The sequence below is a fragment of the Gemmata palustris genome (genome assembly GCF_017939745.1).
Taxonomy (GTDB): domain Bacteria; phylum Planctomycetota; class Planctomycetia; order Gemmatales; family Gemmataceae; genus Gemmata; species Gemmata palustris.
On the sequence record NZ_JAGKQQ010000001.1, the window covers coordinates 3,846,140 to 3,863,328 of the forward strand.

Annotated in this window: 14 protein-coding genes and 1 pseudogene; 7 read left to right on the plus strand and 8 right to left on the minus strand. The window is 65.4% G+C overall.

Going from position 1 to position 17,189, the window contains the following annotated elements:
• Positions 1–25 precede the first annotated feature (25 nt).
• Together J8F10_RS15825 and J8F10_RS15830 are read left to right on the plus strand one after the other, a co-directional pair.
• Positions 26–205, plus strand: a complete 180-nt coding sequence (locus tag J8F10_RS15825) for a hypothetical protein (RefSeq protein WP_210655147.1) — start codon at positions 26–28, stop codon at positions 203–205.
• Positions 206–307: 102 nt separating this feature from the next.
• Entirely contained in the window at positions 308–1,222 is a 915-nt protein-coding gene (locus J8F10_RS15830; protein WP_246524301.1) for a SpoIIE family protein phosphatase, read from the plus strand.
• 484 nt (positions 1,223–1,706) lie between these two features.
• Here J8F10_RS15830 and J8F10_RS15835 read toward each other — a convergent pair whose 3' ends face one another.
• Both J8F10_RS15835 and J8F10_RS41110 read right to left on the minus strand, forming a co-directional pair.
• Positions 1,707–5,645, minus strand: coding sequence for a PAS domain S-box protein (locus tag J8F10_RS15835; protein WP_449267459.1), 3,939 nt, complete (start codon positions 5,643–5,645; stop codon positions 1,707–1,709).
• Positions 5,646–5,755: 110 nt separating this feature from the next.
• Positions 5,756–7,077 (minus strand): annotated as a pseudogene (locus J8F10_RS41110) (IS701 family transposase).
• A gap of 574 nt (positions 7,078–7,651) precedes the next feature.
• On the opposite strand from J8F10_RS41110, the gene J8F10_RS15845 reads away from it, so the two are divergent.
• The 3 genes from J8F10_RS15845 (at position 7,652) to J8F10_RS15855 (ending at position 8,872) form a co-directional block, all read left to right on the plus strand.
• Entirely contained in the window at positions 7,652–7,969 is a 318-nt protein-coding gene (locus tag J8F10_RS15845; protein WP_210655154.1) for a hypothetical protein, read from the plus strand.
• 265 nt (positions 7,970–8,234) lie between these two features.
• Positions 8,235–8,702 (plus strand): ATP-binding protein, encoded by a 468-nt coding sequence (locus J8F10_RS15850; protein WP_261363197.1) that lies wholly within the window; start codon positions 8,235–8,237, stop codon positions 8,700–8,702.
• A gap of 23 nt (positions 8,703–8,725) precedes the next feature.
• Positions 8,726–8,872 (plus strand): hypothetical protein, encoded by a 147-nt coding sequence (locus tag J8F10_RS15855; protein ID WP_210655158.1) that lies wholly within the window; start codon positions 8,726–8,728, stop codon positions 8,870–8,872.
• 105 nt (positions 8,873–8,977) lie between these two features.
• On the opposite strand, the gene J8F10_RS15860 is transcribed toward J8F10_RS15855, so the two are convergent.
• From J8F10_RS15860 to J8F10_RS15885, 6 genes are all read right to left on the minus strand, one after another.
• A complete protein-coding gene (locus tag J8F10_RS15860) occupies positions 8,978–9,970 on the minus strand; it encodes a hypothetical protein (protein ID WP_210655160.1) in 993 nt (330 codons plus the stop codon).
• Positions 9,971–10,014: 44 nt separating this feature from the next.
• Positions 10,015–10,605, minus strand: coding sequence for a hypothetical protein (locus tag J8F10_RS15865; protein WP_210655162.1), 591 nt, complete (start codon positions 10,603–10,605; stop codon positions 10,015–10,017).
• 171 nt (positions 10,606–10,776) lie between these two features.
• Positions 10,777–11,727 (minus strand): hypothetical protein, encoded by a 951-nt coding sequence (locus tag J8F10_RS15870; RefSeq protein WP_210655165.1) that lies wholly within the window; start codon positions 11,725–11,727, stop codon positions 10,777–10,779.
• A gap of 714 nt (positions 11,728–12,441) precedes the next feature.
• Complete coding sequence (locus tag J8F10_RS15875) at positions 12,442–12,849, minus strand: IS1 family transposase (RefSeq protein WP_210655166.1); 408 nt, start codon at positions 12,847–12,849, stop codon at positions 12,442–12,444.
• On the minus strand, positions 12,846–13,181 hold the full coding sequence (locus J8F10_RS15880) for an IS1/IS1595 family N-terminal zinc-binding domain-containing protein (RefSeq protein WP_246523381.1): 336 nt from the start codon (positions 13,179–13,181) through the stop codon (positions 12,846–12,848). The genes J8F10_RS15875 and J8F10_RS15880 overlap by 4 nt, the downstream gene beginning before the upstream one ends.
• A gap of 239 nt (positions 13,182–13,420) precedes the next feature.
• Complete coding sequence (locus J8F10_RS15885; RefSeq protein WP_210655170.1) at positions 13,421–15,229, minus strand: sigma-70 family RNA polymerase sigma factor; 1,809 nt, start codon at positions 15,227–15,229, stop codon at positions 13,421–13,423.
• Between the two features lie 162 nt (positions 15,230–15,391).
• On the opposite strand from J8F10_RS15885, the gene J8F10_RS15890 reads away from it, so the two are divergent.
• Both J8F10_RS15890 and J8F10_RS15895 read left to right on the plus strand, forming a co-directional pair.
• Positions 15,392–15,760 (plus strand): KilA-N domain-containing protein, encoded by a 369-nt coding sequence (locus tag J8F10_RS15890; protein ID WP_210655172.1) that lies wholly within the window; start codon positions 15,392–15,394, stop codon positions 15,758–15,760.
• 155 nt (positions 15,761–15,915) lie between these two features.
• Complete coding sequence (locus tag J8F10_RS15895) at positions 15,916–16,896, plus strand: DUF1559 domain-containing protein (RefSeq protein ID WP_210655174.1); 981 nt, start codon at positions 15,916–15,918, stop codon at positions 16,894–16,896.
• The last annotated feature ends 293 nt before the right edge of the window (positions 16,897–17,189 follow it).

A 17,189-nucleotide genomic window follows, 5' to 3' on the forward strand; every position in this document is an offset into this window, starting at 1 on the left:
CGACTCATCAAGGATCTAAGCTCCCATGACTCCCGTGAAGCCCGACAGCGGCATAAAATATCCGGCCAGTATTTTGGTAGTGGACGACACGCTGGCGAACCTGCAGGTTCTGGCTGGGATGCTCAAGGACCGGGGGTACAAGGTGCGCCCGGTCCCGAGCGGCAAGCTGGCGCTGCTGGCGGCCCGGCGCGAGCCCCGGACCTGATCCTGCTGGACATCAACATGCCCGAGATGAGCGGGTACGAGGTGCGCGCACCTCAAGGCCGACGACAAGCTCAAGGGCGTCCCGGTCATCTTCCTGAGCGCCCTGGCCGAGTCGGTGGACAAGGTGAAGGCGTTCGCGGTCGGCGGGGTGGACTACCTGACCAAGCCGTTCCAGATGGAGGAGCTGCACGCCCGCGTCGAGACCCATCTCAAGCTCCGCCGGCTCCAACTCGAACTCGAAGAATACAGCCGCGATTTAGAGTTGGCGCGCGAGCGGCTGAAGCTCGATCTGGAATTGGCCCGCGAGGTACAGCGCGACTTCCTGCCGCTGTTCTTGCCCGACGTTTCAGGGTACGAGTTCTTCGCCCATTACGAGTCGGCCTACGAGGTCGGCGGTGACTACTATGACTTCATCCCACTGACCGGCCAGCGCGTGGCCGTCTTATTGGGTGACGTCGCCGGCAAGGGGGTGGTTGCGGCCCTTCTGATGGCCAAGCTCAGCGCCGACGCGCGGTTCTGCATGTTAACGGAGCCCGACCCCGCGGCCGCGATCACCAAACTGAACGCCCTCATGATCAAGTCCGGACTCGCGGACCGGTTCGTGACCCTGGTCGCGGCCGTCCTCGACCCCGTTCGACATACCGTGACGCTGGTCAACGCCGGCCACCCATCACCCCTGATCTACCACCGGGGCACGCGCACTGCGGGAGAAGCAATCAGTACCGAGGTGGCTGGCTTACCTCTCGGTGTCCTCGACGGCTTCGAGTACACGTCATGTCAGGTTCACCTGGAGCCGGGCGACAGCATTCTGGCGTTCACGGACGGCGTCACAGAGGCCACGGATGTTCAGGATCTTCAGTTGCAGATGAAAGGAGTGTATGCCGCGGTGCGTGGGGGCGCGTACTCTCCCAAAGCTTTGGGAGAGCAAGTAGTCAAGGTCGTGAAACAGTTCGCCGCTGGCCGCAGCCAGCAGGACGACATCGCGCTGGTAGGCTTTGGGAGGACCGGTGCATCTTGAGCGCCAGTCGTTCATCAGAGTTTTCCTACTGCCGCAGGCAAGTCCGGAGCAACTGGCCAAATCGGTTAGCCTCCCGCGCACCACCCGTCCCGGCACGGCCGCCTTCCAACCGCAGCACCAGCTGCTCGCCGGTGCAATCCGATCAAGCTCAGCCACGACAGACGCGCGACCCTACGCCCGAAGCAGGCCCCGGCGACTTAACCTCGACCCGCGGCCGCTCGCGAATGGAAGAACGGCCGCTCCAACGGGCACGCCCACGAGCTCGACCGGCTCGGCAACAACGACAACGGGGGTTCACCGAGTTCTGAGAAGTCAACAAAAGACGGGTACTTCTGGGGATGACGCGAGCGAGGGGGAGCGGCTCTAACAGTGCCGCTCTCTCTGTTTACTTCCAGTACTTCAGGACGCAAATTCCCATTACGTCAACAAGGTGAGTGCTGCGGGACTACCGCACGAGCGATCCAGTGCTACCGAGACACGAGTTTCACACCGAGTCGCCGGATTTCCTGTCCAGTACACCGCGAACGAAACGGGCCAGGGCATCCGGTGTGTACGGTTTTTGAAGGAACGCCACCTGCTTCTCCTCGACCCCGTGCCGCAGGACCGCGTCTGCCGTGTACCCGGACAGGAAGACGACTTTGATCCTTGGGAATTGAACCGTCAACACTTCGGCCAACTCCCGCCCGCTCATTCCCGGCATAACGACGTCGGTCAGCACCAGGTCGGGTGGGACCGGTAGTCGGGCGCACGTCGCCAGGGCGGCGGTCCCAGATTCGGCCGCTTCGACCCGGTACCCCTGTCTCACCAGGACGGTGGTCGTGAGTGCCCGCACGGCCTCGTCGTCCTCGACCACCAAGATGGTCTCGCTTCCGGTCGGCCGCGGGGCCGGGCGCAGAGCGGATTTCGGTTCCTCGGACGGTTTGTCCTCGTACCGGGGGAGGTAAACTGCGATCGTCGTGCCCCGACCGATCTCGCTCAGTACCGTCAGGAACCCGCCCGACTGGCTGACAATACCGTACACCATAGCCAGTCCCAGCCCGGTTCCCTTGCCGATGTCCTTCGTGGTGAAGAACGGCTCGAACAGCCGGGCCTGGACGTCCGGCCCCATGCCCGTGCCCGTGTCGGTGACGGACAGTCGCACGTACCGCCCAGGGCGGGCGTCGGGGGAGTCGGGAAGGGTCGCGTCGGTTACGTCCGCTGGGGCCGTTTCGATGACGAGGGTTCCGCCTCGCGGCATCGCGTCTCGCCCGTTCACTGCCAGGTTGATCACCACCTGCTCGACCTGTCCCACGTCGCCCTTTACGAGCCCCGATTCCGGGCCGAGAACGGTCCTCAGGGCGATATCTTCCCCCAGCAGACGAGTGAGCAGTTTGGCCGTGTCTTGGAGCACCTGGTTCAGATCGAACACCTCAACCCGGAGCATTTGCTGGCGACCGAACGCGAGCAACTGTCGGGTCAGGGACGCGCCCCGCGCGCCGGCTCGAACGATGTCTTCGACCAGGGGCCGGGTCGGGGCATCGGCCGCCAGTTCCAGCAACAGGAGCTCGCCGCACCCGTTGACCACGGTGAGCAAGTTGTTGAAGTCGTGCGCCACACCGCCCGCCAACTGCCCGACCGCCTCTAATTTGTGCGCCTGACGGACCTGATCTTCCAGCTTGCGTCGCCCGCTCACGTCGGCCTGGACCCCGATGTAGTGGGTGAGTCGCCCCGCGTCGTCCCGCACCGGGGAGAGCTGGAGGTGGTTCCAGAACGGGGTTCCGTCCTTACGGTAATTGAGCAGTTCCACGTCGCACGGGCGCGCGTCCCGGACCGCCTCGCGGAGCAGAATCAGCGCCTCCTGGTCGGTGCCCGGCCCTTGGAGGAACCGGCAGTTCCGCCCGGCCACCTCGGTCCCGGCGTACCCGGTGAGCCACTCGAAACCCGGGCTCGTGTAGATGATTGGGTTGTCCGCGCGGGCGGCGTCGGTGATCACGATGCCCTGGCGGACTGCCCGGATCGCCCGGTCCCGCAGCCGCAGTTCCAGCTCGGCGCGTTGTCGGGCGGTCACGTCCTGAGCGAGTGAGAGGATGCCCTGGAACGCGCCGTCCGGGGCGAAGAGCGGCGTGTTATGCCACTCGCACACGATTGTCCGACCGTCCCCGGTGACGTTTTCGCACGACCCGTTGGCGTTCATGTCCCCGCCCGCCAACCGCGCGAACACGTCGGCCACAAGGGACCGGGACGACTCGGGGACGATCGCCTCGAACGGGTGTCGCCCGAGCACCTCGGACTGCGCGAACCCGAAGATCCGTTCGGCGGCGGGGTTCCAGCGGGTGTACCGGAAGTCCGGTCCGCTCAACAAGTAGGCCAGGGGCAGGCGCTCGATCTGCAGGTTCAGACGGGCGAGTAGTTCGGCGCGCTCGGTCTCGGCCCGCTTCCGGGAACTAATGTCCTGTACGACCCCGACCATTCGGACGGCCCGGCCCGCGGGGTCGTAACGGAACCGCCCGGTCGCCGCCACCCACCGCTCGGTGCCGTCGGGCCGGCGGACCCGGTGTTCGTGAGAATATCCCGTCCCGGCGGACATGGTTTGGCGGAGCGCCTCCTCTACACCCGGCAGATCGTCCGGGTGAATGCGGTCCTTGAAGTGCCGGAGTTCGACCGTAAACGAATCGTCCGGGGCGTACCCGAACAGTTCGTAGTGGGACCGGGACCAGATCACCTGACCGCTCGCCACGTCCCAGTCGAACGTCCCCATGCCCCCGGCCGACAGGGCCAACACGAGCCGCTCCTCGCTCGCCCGGAGGGCGGCCGAGGCCGCCCTGTGCTCGGTCACGTCGACGGCGACCCCGCCCACCTGGCGGCTTCCGTCCGGTCCCGGGAGCGGGAACTTGTACACCAAGAACTCGCCCGCACTGCCGTCCGCACGCACGCCCGGCTCGGTCACGGTCAGGACCGTTCCGGAGTCGGCGACGGTGAGGATGTTCCGGAGGTACACTGCGGCCACGTCCGGGGGGTACAGGTCCCAGACCAGGCGGCCGACGATCTCGCCCGGCGGGAGCCGGAAGGTGCGCTGGTAGGACGCACTCAGGTACACCATGTGCCCTTCCCGGTCCGTGACCCAGGCCGCGGCCGGGCTGTGATCCATGAACGCCCGGAACCGCTCCTCGCTCGCCCGCAGCTCCTCCTCGGCTCGCAACTGGTCGGTCACGTCCTGGGCCAGCACGACCTCGGCCGGGCGCCCGGCGAACGTCAGCGTGTGGCTCACGATCCGCACCCGTATCACCCGCCCGTGCCGCAGGCGGTGGCGCCACACCCCGGCCTCGTCCAGCCCGCTGGTGTCGGCGGCCAAACTGGCGAGGAGCGCCGGAACGTCCTCACGGGGTCGAATGTCCTTGATCGTGAGGCCCAGGAACTCGTCGCGGTCGTAACCGTACTTGGCGACCGCCGCATCGTTCACCGCGAGGAACCGCAGGGTCTCCCGGTCGAACACCCACATGGGGTGCGGGTTGGCCTCGAACAGGTGCCGGTACCGCTCCTCACTGTCCCGCATCTGGGCCTCGGCGCGCTGCCGCTCGGTGATGTCCCGGAACACCAGGACCGCCCCGGCCACCCGACCCTCCTCGTCACGGATCGGCGCCGCGCAGTCGTCGATCGGAAGTTCGCGGCCGTCCCTGGCGATCAGCACCGTGTGGTTCGCCAGCCCCACGAGCACCCCGTCCCGCAACGCCCGAACGGCCGGGTTCTCGACCTCGGAGCGCGTCGTCTCGTTAACGATGTGGAACACGGACCGGAGGTCCGCACCCGCGGCGCCTTCGGCCGACCACCCGGTCAGGGCTTCGGCGACCGGGTTGAGAAACGTTATCCGCCCGGCGGTGTCCGTGGCGATGACCGCGTCCCCGATGCTCGACAGCGTGGTGCGGAACCGCTCGCGCTCGGCGCGCAGGGCCGCGTTCACACAGGTCAGTTCTTCGGTTCGGTCCCGTACCCGCCCTTCCAACGCGGCGTTGGCGCGGACCAGCGCCGCTTCGGCCGCGCGTCGGGCCGCGACCTCGCGTTCCAGTTCTTCCGGGGTCGGCATCGCCAGCATTTGCGGGGTGCCCTTAACGAGGGCCAAGACCGTTACCCACGAGATGACGGCGGTGACGAACTTGAGAAGCCCCGCGAGCCGGTACGCGGGCCACCAGAAAATGACGGCCTCCATCAAGTGTGTGGTTCCGCAGACCAGAATGAAGGCCGTGAACAACAAGAAGATGCGGCGAAATGGCACATTTTTCTTGCGAGCAACGAAGTACCCTAGCACCGCAGGTATTGCCATGTAAGCGGACCAGACCCCTAGATCGGAGAGCACGTGGAGCCACCCGTGGGCCGGGGTCCAAGCCCCGCACCGCCACCGGGGTGGGAACCCGGACGCATCGAACAACAAACCCAAAAATTCGAACATAGGATGGACCGAGTCGGTGCCGGAGTGAGTCGGAGGTCGCGGGCGACCGCTTATGGCGTCGCTGCACGCGATGTCGAGATCTGACTGTACTTTCCGCGAACTTATAGCGTTTAAGCAGCCAGATCCAGGCACCGGCGCGAGGGGCGCGGATTCTCGCGGGGTCGTGGTGCTCGCCCACAACGGCCTGAATTTCCTCGGCCAGCAGCTCCCGTTGCCAGGCCCGGCGCTTGTCCGCGTGGCTCGGGCCGGTTCGGATCGTCCCACGGGGAGGCCGCCCGATGGGCCACCAGTTCATCCGCCTTCTGGTTCCAGGCCCACACCTCGGTGAGCGTGAGGGACCACGCACACAGGTGGAAGCATCCCACGTTCGACGCGACCCCGCGTACCTGCTGGTGACCGGCGCCCGCGACCTGTTTGAGATCTCGAAAACAGGTTTCCAACGAGAACCGGTCCGCGATCAGGCCCAGGATGTCGGCCACGGAGGCCGTGGGGTCCGTGCAGAAGAACGCGACCCACCCCTTGGGTTCGTCCACCAGGACGACCCGGATCGTGCCCCCCGGCCGGCCGCCACGTGGCCTCGAACGTCTTGTACCGCTTCTCCACGGGCTTCCCATACAGGGTGAACGTGCCCGTGGTCCACCCGCCCTTGTGCCCGGCCCGCTTGGCGAGCGACACCCGCTGCTCCCCGTACACGCGGGGCCGCCCGCGGGCGCTCGGATCGCGGGCCGGGGCACCGTCCACAGGGCCGCGTCCTTGCGGAGCCGGCTCACCATGGTCACCCGGGCGCGAGTAGGGCCTTGAGCACCGGGGCCTTGGCACGCCCCGTCGGCCACCACCCACACGGCCCGGCCCCACGTCTTCAGCCACCCGTGGGCCCACCGGACCAGGTCCACGGCCATCACCAACTTGGTTGCGAACTCGGGCCGGTCCGGCCCGGGATGGCCCTGAGATCTTTGCGGCGGATGTACAGGCGGGCCAACAGGGGAGGGCCACAATCCCCCGAGGGGGTGTCCCACCAACAACCCGAGGACCACCCACACGTGCCCGTACACGAACGGGCCCCCGGCCGGCCCGGGTGTCGGGTTGTGGTGCGCCCCGGCCCCTCGAACCTTGGGCCCGTACCGCTCCGTCGGGGTGTCGTCGAGGGCCAGCACCACCCGAGCGCACCGGCCACCATGGGCTTGAGAACCTCGACCAACAACCGCATGGCGATACGCTCGGTGCGGGCCCCACGGCCGCGGCCGTGGCGTAGCACCGGCGGTACTGGGGCGACAGCCCGGCGGCCCGGATCCAACCCGCGAGGGCGGCGCCCGCGGGTCAGGATGATCCCGAGGAACAGGACCGCGAGCCGCCGCCCGGACCGCGGGTCCAGAGCCTTGGCCAGGGTTGAAAACCAGTGGCACCGAGGGGCCGGAGTATGCGAAGATGGCATGGCCGCGTCCGTTCGGGTCGGGAGGTCGTGTGGTAACGCCATCCTCCCGGACGGGCCGGCACTCGTCTACTCCCGACCCCACAACTTACGCCAACCGCCTATAACTTCGCGGAAAGTACAGATCTGAGGTGCCCGCTGAAAACTCGTCATTCGGACTGAAATACGTCGTCTGGGCAGTTTAGTATATCATCATACTCACATACAGTCTGAAGCGGGAATAGACCGCGTTCACGCCAAATTCGCCAAGGCCCTCGCCGCTTCACGGGTGTCGTTTTGCCAACAAACAGAGGCCGGAGGAGGTATTCAGCTCCGGCACCAAATATCGTGTTACATCACGAATTAATGAGGATTTGTTAATTTCGGACACAACCTTCGGAACCGACGGGGGCAATCCCGTGCTACAGTTTTTTGACCTCACACGAATCGGTTCCTCCAGCCGGATGGCCATAACCCATTTGAGCACGACCGTTCATGACTAGATGAGGACCGGATCGTCTTCTTGCCCGAGTAAGCAATACTGACCGCACGGGACGGGTCCGAGATCCCGGTCGGCGATAGTGCGACCCCGATCCGCGTGGCACTGCATGTCAAAGGCGTAGTACTGGTGTTCCGAGACCTCACCGAACAGTTGCGCGCCGCAGAGGCAGCCCGAAAAGCCAGCGAGGACGTGCGCCACACTCAGAAAATGGAAGCGGTCGGTCGATTAGCCGGTGGTTTGGCGCACGACGTAAACGACATGATGACCACCGTCATAGGCTTCGGCGAACTCGTCCTGGAACACCCCCCTGTTGGGCGCCCGGTTCGCGATATGGTTGTAGAAATGAAACGGGCCGGGGACCGGGCCGCGGGCCTCACCGTCAGCTTCTCAGTTTCGCCCGCAAGGAAATCCTGATTCCGGCAGTAAACGACTTGAGCGGGGTCGTAATGCTCCGGCGGTTGATCGGACCGGACATCACGCTCCGCACTCAACTCCAAGCGGATCTGGGGGCGTATTGGTGGACCGCGGGCAACTGGAACAGGTCACTATGAATCTGGTCGTGAACGCGCGCGACGCCATGCCCGGCGGAGGCGCTTTGACAATCGAAACGGCGGACTTCCGAATCGGTGATGAGTTCGAGGCCGGCGTCCCCGAGCTCCAGCCCTGAGATTATGTCGCCCTGACCGTTTCCGATACCGGGTACGGGATGGACGCGGTCACGCGCACGCGCGTTTTCGAGCCGTTCTTTACCACCAAGGAAGTCGGCAAGGGGACCGGGCTGGGACTGGCGACGGCTTACGGGATCGTCAAGCAGGCCCACGGTCACATCTTCATTGATAGCGAACTCGGGCGCAGATCGACATTCAAAGTGTATCTTCCACGTGTCGCGACTGGCCCGATCGGAGAAGCCACTCCATTACGGGCCGAGTCGCAAGGCGGTTCCGAAACGATCCTGCTCGTGGACGACGACGACGGCGTCCGTCGCATGACCCGCGAGTTACTCTGGCAGTCGGGATACCGAGTTCTCGAAGCAGCGGACGGTGAAGAGGCCCTGTTGCTTTGTGCGCGCGAACCCGGGGCAATCGACATGCTGCTGACCGACGCAATTATGCCCGTGATGAGCGGCGGACGGTATCCGATCGCATAACGGCAGTGCGCCCCGAGGTGAGCGTGTTGTTCATGTCCGGTTGCACCGAGGACCAGGTCTTCCGGCACGGCGTTCAGTCAGGTGAAGTCACCTTCATTCGAAAACCGTTCAGCACCCGCGACCTCGCGACCCGCGTGCGCGAGGTGCTGGACACCTCCGTGGCGCGGTAGCTCCCAGCCCTCCGGCCGCGCCGAAAACGAAGACTTGCTGTTTTCGACGTCTGCCTGCTCCGGCCCGTTACGAGAGCGGTTCACCAAAACAAACCCACGCTGCGTTCATCCCCTTCCAGAATCAACGACGACATTCATATCTGTCACGACCGGCGGGGGAACCGGATCGCCCTCTCGTCGAGCCTGAAGCCGCTCCAGTTCGTGGAGTGTGGACGTGAGCAGGCCGTGCACGTGGCGCTCGTACTTGGAGATGCGCTCGTCGCGTCCGTCGGTGGGAAGCATACACGCAGACCGGTTTCGATCAGTGCGCCCGTCCAAGAGTCGGGCGACCGCGGTTGCTTCCCGGTCCAGTCGCCGGACCCGGCGCGCCAGTTCCTCGGCCCGCGATTCCATGTCCGCGCGCATGCGCTCGGCGAACGGCTCTACCGGTTCGCCGGTGAAACGGCAGTAAAAGGTCAGTCCACGCTGGATTACCTCGGGCGTCCAGGCCGTGCTTTGTGGATCCGTGCCAGTCAGCCCGAGCTCCCGCATAAATGCCTTGCTGCCGAACGTGGGCGGATCGGTGCGCAGATCGTCCGCGGCCTCGGCGCGTCCGCACGCCGCCTCCAGGACGCTCTCGGCGATCGAGAAGGGCGCATCGGTGACTGGTTCCGACAAGAGGTAGTCCCGCGCCGCGATCGTCTCGACCAGCTCTTGGTGCGCTCTCCGTAACTCGTCGCGGATAGCTCGGAGTTGTTCCTCACGTTGCGCGGAAACAGGATCCTGGGACGCGAGGAATGCAGGCACCTCGACGTCTTCCATCGCTGCGGCCACCACTTCGGTCTCGTACCGAGCCAAGCGTTGCAAGCGCCACAGGAGCAGCGCGGCCCGTTCTGCGAGGTTCAGTTCCAGGAGCCCGATTGGGGCGAGCGATTCAACCACGCCGGTACGATGGGCTTCCCATTCGTCCGTGCTCTCGCCCGGGAGTACAGGCACTGCCGCGAAAATGCCATGCTTGGTCGCATTTCGGGCAACGATGGACTTGCCTTCGAGCGTGCGCGGCCCGGTGGACAACTGAGCGTTCCGCTGATTTGCTTCGATCTTCGCGAGCGTAGTCATGAGTTCTTCCCCGAGAAACGGGAACACGATTGTGGACCCAACATTCAACTCTTCGGCCCCCGAGCAATGAGGCGGTCGAAGCGCTTTTGCCCAGCCGTGAGTACTTTGAGCGCAAGTCCGAGTTGCGAGACCGACATTCCGCGAATGTCCCCGAACTCGTGGAGATGCGCCCCGCGCCGCAGGGCCGCGTACACCCGGCTGTCGCTCTCCTGAGTGCTCCGGTACGCCAAGTTGTGGCAGTGCCGACACCCGAAGTATTTGCCGCACCGGTACAGTTTCCGGACGCGGCGCTCGCAGGCCACACGGTCCCGCACCAGCGGGCAGATGAACCACCAGCGCAGTCCACCCAGGTGGCAGCGTGTCGTCACCAACTGGATCGCGTAATCGAGGGACTCCGCGGGCTGGCCGATCCGGTACACCAACCGGAGCACTCCGTTGTCTGTTCCGACCGCGAGCGTGTAAGCGAGTGTTGATGACGGCTTCTTCTCACCGCCGTGACGCCAGTCCAGAACGCCAGCTCGGTCCGTTCCCGGAATCAGCATTCCCCAGCGCTTGAGATTGGCAGTGTCGAGCGCGTCGCAGGACTCGACCACGCGCTTCTTCGACCCGCGGCACCCGCTGAACGTTCCGCCCATCGCCCGTCCCTCCGCTCGTGCTCGGATTCTCCGAAATCAATTGCGGGCTGAGTACCAATTCATCGCCCCATGCCGCCACCAAGTCTAATTCAGCATGCAGGTTCCGTCGATTACACGGGATGTGCGATTGTGTGCGTCGTCTTTGCTTCCGAAAGGCCCAAACGCACTCCGTTACCTTGTCGAAAGCCCGAGAATCGAGCGCGGATCACTCACCCGCGCATCCGGCGCGTGATTCACCACAGTTTGGGTCGTGGCGACGTTCAGTTGCGCGAGGATCGCCGGGGCGCGGAGCCGACGGACCCGGGCCAACTCGCGCACGGCCTCGGCGAACCGCTTCTGTGCGCGGCCCAGGGCGCGGTCCAGGTACTCGCACTCCTTCGCATTCACCGGCGGGCGAACCGTGAGTTCCAGTTCCAGCGTGTGCGTCGCGATCCACCCGTTGATCACGCGGCGCACCAACAGCTCCTCCAACACGGTCGGGGTCGTGCCCAACAACTCGGCACGCATGGCACTGACCTTCTCGATGATCCCGGCCTCCCACACGGGATCTCCGCCCGAGGCCCGGCGGATCAGTTGCCGGGTCGCTTGGCGCCCGAGGTTTCCAAACGAGTCCACCCACTGGCGCTCGCGGAGCAGGGCGCCGACGCGCTTCTTGGCCTCGGCGTCCCCGGCCCGAGCCCGCGCGAACAACTCGACCGCTTCGGTGTCGCTGGCGGGCGCCTCGTACCGGACGAGCGGCTTCGGCTCCGCGGTATTTTCCTTCAACTTCTCGATCGCGTTCTTCAGGTGCATCAGTTCGCGCCTCATCCGCCATTCCCCTCGATTGTGCTTGTGATACCCCAGCGCATAAAGAGTTCCGTCTGCCAGTGTGCGGATGTCGGCGTTGGTGGCCTCGGTTGCGTCGAGCAGACCGTCGATTCGATCCCGGAACGCGGCACCGGCCTCCCGGGAAAGCCCGCGCAGTTTCGCGGCGTGCTTTTGGAGCCGTTCCAGTTGGTGTGCGAGTAATACGCCCGTTCCGAACCGGTCATCAGCTCCAAGGTACTCCTTGACCGGCTTCCCTTTGACGCGGCGGTTGCGGTACAGGTACCGGCGCCCGCCGTGTCGCACCTCCCAGCCCATTTTTGCTCCCGGTGTGTACTACGTTCCGCGCCACTGCCCCGCTCGGCGGACGTTACCGCGGTGCTTTCGGTGATTCGGTCGTGGCGACGAGAGCGAGAATGGCGCGGCGGATGGGGTCCGGCAGAGCGGGCCATGCCGTGGCGACGAGCGCGAGGTCCGGGTCGGTTGCTGCTCCCGGTGCTGCTCCGGATTGAGTGAATGCCGCAGAAACGCTGGAATTGTCAGCGAATTCTGATCCGCCGCACTGGTTTCCTAAACCGGGGGTCGCGCGTTCGATTCGCGCCGAGGGTACTCAAGGATTTCAAGCGTTTTGATGCTTTGCCGCATCCATTAGAATGGACATCCGACCCCTTAATGGCTCTTGGGGCGGCGGGCTTCACCGGTCCGTTTTCTCCGTAGATCGCGTTCAACTTGCTCGCGGTGTCCCGCCCCTGGGTGTTGATCCAGTGGGCGTAGGTGCGCATGATGGTTTCGATCTTGTCCCCGAGCCGTCGGGCCACTTCTGCGGGATCCACGCCGGCGGCCAGCAGACGCGACGGTGTGGCGGATCACGTGGAAGCTCCGGTACCGCACCCCCGCTTTCACGAGCGGCGGCTTCCACTCGCACCGAACGAAGTTGGATTTGAAGATGTAGCCCCCAGCCTCGGTCGTGAATAGCGGGCCGGGTTCGCGCGTGTTCGCGGAGTGGCACCAGTACGAATTCGGGTAGTGGCTTTACTGATGGCACAGGTTATAGAGCCGGATAAAGTACCAAAGTGCCCCGAGAGGAATCATCTCGCACTTGGAGAACGAGAGGGTCTTTCGCACGAACCGGGCGCATCGCTGGCGGAGGGTGAGCCCGAAGCGCTCGACATGGGCGGCGAGGCCCGTGTCCTTGCCCACGGCCCGGTGCCGGGCGCGTGGGATCGCTTGGCGGTACGAGGCGAGGACGTCGGTGTACACGGTGACCCCGGTCCGGTACCCACGGGGCAACGCGCCCCAGAGGCGCTGGGCGGTTGCGGCGGACCGATCCCCGACGACCATCGCCAGAACCCGACGGGTGCCCTCGTCCAGGGCCACCCAAACCCACCGCACCTGATCCTTAGGCCCTACGAAACTCCACAACTCATCGGCCTCGATCACGACCGGACCGGACTTTTTGGGGGCGGTCCCGGGTCGCGCGGGGTGTCGTCCCGGTACACGGCGTTGACGAACCCTTGGATCCAAGACCGGGACCGGCCGGTGATCCGGGCGATGGCTCGGATCCCGACCCGCTCGCCCAGCAACCGGAGCACCAGGGCCTGGTCGGACGCGCCGACCGGACCCTTCTTGGGAGCGGCCACGAACCGCCGGCGGCACGCCTGGCAGCGGAACACCGGAGTGCCAGAAGCGTTGGCCCCGTTCCGGACCACGTGCGTTCCCGAGCACCGGGGGCACGGCGGGATCGGGGCCAGGGCGGTAGCCGATTTGCTCATCCGGTCAGAGTAGGACCATGACACCGTTCAAGCCACTACCCGGGAAGGAGGAAACGGGCGCTATATCAGGCGACGGTACTGGACGACCCGTGGATACCGGAGCCAATCAAGGACGGGCTCTTCAGTAAGCAAGTCGAGTTCCCGCGCTACGAGGGGCGCGAGGCGCAGTACCTTCAAAAAGCGGCGCGGATCTGGGTCGTCCGGGCGAACGGTCTCGTCCGGATTCAGCGGGCATAGCCCTACCACCACGCGACAGGAACGAAATCGTCATCGGTCGTCAGGACCGTCGCCGCGTTCTTTCCATCCGCGTCGCACACCACCAGGCGCGTCGGCGCGCTTCCGTTCGCGTTGTTGTTCGTTCCCCGCTCCCGCCACGCGTAGGCAACCCGCTTCCCGTCCGGGGACCACACCCCGTAGGACCAGAGCTGATTTTTCTCGCCCCCGATCCGGGCCGCCTTTCCCGTGCCCACATCGATCACGTACACCGAGATCTCCCAGTTCACTCGGTCTTTGCCCTTCAGGTCCTCCGCGAAGGTCAGAACCCGGGTACCGTCCGGCGAGATCCGGCTCCCGTACACGGCCGAGAGCGTGCCGCTCAGGAGCCGCGGCTTACCCCCGCCCACGGGAACCTTGTGAAGCCGATACGGCGGCGTCCCCTTCTCCGCATCCGGCAAGTTGTATTCGTAGGTCAGCACCCAGGTTCCGTCCCGGGCGATGTCGATCAGTTGGTGGGGCTCCGGTACGTCGAGCTTGGTGGCCCTCTTGGTCGCCACGTCGATCAACGTGTTCTCGAACACGAACGGCACGGGGGCCGGTGCCGGAGGAACCTGCGCGACTTGCTTCATGACCACGGACCCGAGTGTGTCCCCCGCCGGCGAAAGGACGGAGGACGCGTTCACCTCGACCCCCAGATCCTTCCCGTCCCCGTTCTCGTCGATGGGCCGGGCGTGCAGGGTCAATTTTCCTTCGGGCCACCGGCCGTCGGGCGTCGGTACCAGGGACCGGCCCTCCCGCCCCGCGAACAAGAGTCGGTCGGTGCCCGGGGACACGTGCAGAACGAACGGCTCGTCCTTGAGGGCCAGTTCCCGGACGGTTCGCCCCGCCGTCGTGAGGGCCACCACTTTGCCGGTCTTCGGGTACCGCACCCAGATCCGGTTTTCGGGCTTCGGTTGGGGCGGGACCGGGGCGGCCGCAGTAACAGGAGCTGAAGGCGCGGGACGCGGGGCGGGCCACGCCGACGCCAATCCACTGAACCCGGCGACGAGCAGGGCGGCCGCAACGACGATCCGGCGAAGATTACTGGTGCGCATGGCTGTAGCAACTCCATTGGCGATGATGTGGACCCCGGCCGGCACCGCGGGTTCACCGCGCGCGGCCCCGACCAATAACCGCAGCGTGCGACGCGCGAGGGGTACCGGAAGGGCGCCCGCGCGTTCCCCGAGCATCAAACCGAGTACCGCGCCCGCCGGCACTTTACCCACGAGGCGCTCAGCCAGGATCCGTTTGGCTTTTGCCAACCGGCTGGACAGAGTACCCTCGCGGATCCCCAACTCGACCGCGGCCTCGCGCCGCGAGCGCCCCTGGAGTTCGCACAGTACCACGGGCGCCCGATAATGGGGCGGGAGGGTCGCGAGTTCCACGTGTAAAACGGCCGCGCGCTCGTCGCGCTCGACGGGACAGGGAACGTCAGGGCCAACCGGCTCCTCGTCCCAGGAGAAGGTCGCGCGCCGCCGGCGCAGGTCCAACAGTTCCCGGGACACGCGGACCGCGACCCCGTGGAGCCAACTCCCGAGTGCCCCCGGCTTTCCGATCCGCGCGGCCCGGCGCAGGAGCACGATGAACGTGGCCTGGAAGGCGTCTTCGGCGTCCTGGTGGTGCCCGAGGGTGCGCCGGCAGACGCGCAGGACCATCGGCCCGTGCCGGTTCACGAGTTCCTCGAACACGACTTCGTCTGCGCCAGCGATGACGGCGGCGAGTAAGGCCGCGTCAGATGTGGGCGGGCAGCGCAATGGAAAGGTTTGGGCTGCGATGATCGATCGGTTCGGCACGGCAGGTGGCCCTCGTTCGGTGCTCATGATGTAGTGGGGCGAGCCCGGCTCGCGCGTCGCGAAATCGCTGGGGCGACCCTGACAGTTGGCGCGCAGCACTTCACCGGCATTCCGCCGCTAGTCCTGCTGCCACTTCTGATCGCACCCACACAGGACGCAGTAATGGCGAACGAACTGGTCAAAGTCATCGGCAGCACGAGCATCCGGGCGCGCGCGAGCGACAAGTACGTGGACGCGACGGCATTGTGCAAGGCGGCGAAGAAGAAGTGGGCTGATTACTTCCGGCTCGGGGGAACAAAAGAGTTCGTTCAAGCTCTGGTCCAATCGGCGGAAATTCCCGCCGATTCGCTGATCGAGATGAAGAGCGGGAAAAGCGGTGGCACCTGTATTCACCCGCGCGTCGTGATCCACTTCGCGCAGTGGGCGTCCGCGGAGTTCGCGGCACGAAGTGCAGTTCCAAACACAGCAAAAGCTATCCGGGTCGAATCCGGACCGATACACGGCAACTCACAGTCGAATGGGGCTTGGTAATGAGCAGAATTTAATCTGCAGGCACTAGACTCGCGTCGACGAACCGGTTACCTTCTTCCCTCAGCCCTCCTCACCCACCAGCTCGCCCCAGCCCGATTATCTCAATCCTGTTCGTTACACGGACAAGACTTCACATCCTCTCCGGAGGTACGGCCATGCGCCGTCGCGGCTTCACACTGATCGAGTTACTCGTCGTCATCGCCATTATCGCGATCCTCATCGGGTTGCTGCTCCCCGCCGTCCAGAAGGTGCGCGACGCGGCCGCTCGGATGACGTGCAGCAACAACCTGAAGCAGGTGGGGCTCGCGTCCCACAACTTCGTATCGGCCAACGGGAAGTTCCAGGACGGGGCTTGGGCCACCGGCATTGCGTACAGCAACAACGACCTGAGCCGCCTGCTCCCGTACTTCGAGCAGGACAACATCGCCAAGATCTACAACTACAACCAGCCGTGGTACGGGGACGCGGCGAACGTGACCGCCACGAGCAACCGGATCAAGTGCCTCATGTGCCCCTCGGACCCGCAGGTCGGCGGGAAGCCGGGCACCTCCGAGCCGATGGGACTCACCAGTTACCACGGGAACTCCGGGATCTGGTACGACCGCAGCGGCAAGGACGGGATGTTCGACGACCTGCTGAACACAGGGCGCAAGATCGAGGGCGTCACCGACGGCACCAGCAACACCGCGCTCTACGCGGAAGTCACGGCCGGGTACCTGTCCGGCGGGGGCGGGGGCAAGAAGGGCGGCGACTGCTTCGAGACCTCCACTTCCCAGCCGTACCAGGCCCTCACGTGGGCCCAACTCCAGACCGCCCGGGCCGAGCTCCTGTCGCGGGACTACAAGACCGCGTCCCTCGCCGGGGGCTGGAGCCCGGCGTGGAGTTACAAGGGGTACCCGTATGTGGAAGGGTCACCGTGGCGCACGTGGTACAACCACCTGCTCCCACCGAACTCGCCCTGCTGGCGCCCGGGCGACTGGTGGGCCATTGTGGTGCCGGCCAGCAGTTACCACACCGGCGGGGCCAATGTGTGCATGGCCGACGGCAGCGTGCGGTTCGTGCGCGACGGGGTCGATTTGGACGCGTGGATGGGGTACGGCAGCCGATCGGGTGGGGAGATCGGGAACCTCGATTGACATCCTCCCAAATTCATCATTTTCATCCGACGGGGGCATTGATTCATGAAATGGCTTGTGATCGCGGGCTCGTTGGTGGTCGCGTCCGGTTGCGGCTCCGGCCAACCGACCCAACCGAAGCTGAGCGAGACCCAGGTGAAAGAAATTATGGATCAGGGAAAGACTCAGGGTGATAAGGAGCGCGGTGGGCGCGGGGGACCGAAGAAATAGGCTCTCACCGGCGACGCCAACCAACGCACGGCTCCAACGGTTCGAGCCGCCAGAGCCGTGCGTTGGTCATGGGCCGAAAACGT

Coding starts and splice junctions, on each gene's coding strand:
- J8F10_RS15825 (WP_210655147.1), top strand. CDS start 26: ATGACTCCCGTGAAGCCCGACAGCGGCATAAAATATCCGGCCAGTATT.
- J8F10_RS15835 (WP_449267459.1), bottom strand. CDS start 5,645: ATGTTCGAATTTTTGGGTTTGTTGTTCGATGCGTCCGGGTTCCCACCC.
- J8F10_RS15860 (WP_210655160.1), bottom strand. CDS start 9,970: ATGACTACGCTCGCGAAGATCGAAGCAAATCAGCGGAACGCTCAGTTG.
- J8F10_RS15865 (WP_210655162.1), bottom strand. CDS start 10,605: ATGGGCGGAACGTTCAGCGGGTGCCGCGGGTCGAAGAAGCGCGTGGTC.
- J8F10_RS15870 (WP_210655165.1), bottom strand. CDS start 11,727: ATGGGCTGGGAGGTGCGACACGGCGGGCGCCGGTACCTGTACCGCAAC.
- J8F10_RS15880 (WP_246523381.1), bottom strand. CDS start 13,181: ATGAGCAAATCGGCTACCGCCCTGGCCCCGATCCCGCCGTGCCCCCGG.
- J8F10_RS15890 (WP_210655172.1), top strand. CDS start 15,392: ATGGCGAACGAACTGGTCAAAGTCATCGGCAGCACGAGCATCCGGGCG.
- J8F10_RS15895 (WP_210655174.1), top strand. CDS start 15,916: ATGCGCCGTCGCGGCTTCACACTGATCGAGTTACTCGTCGTCATCGCC.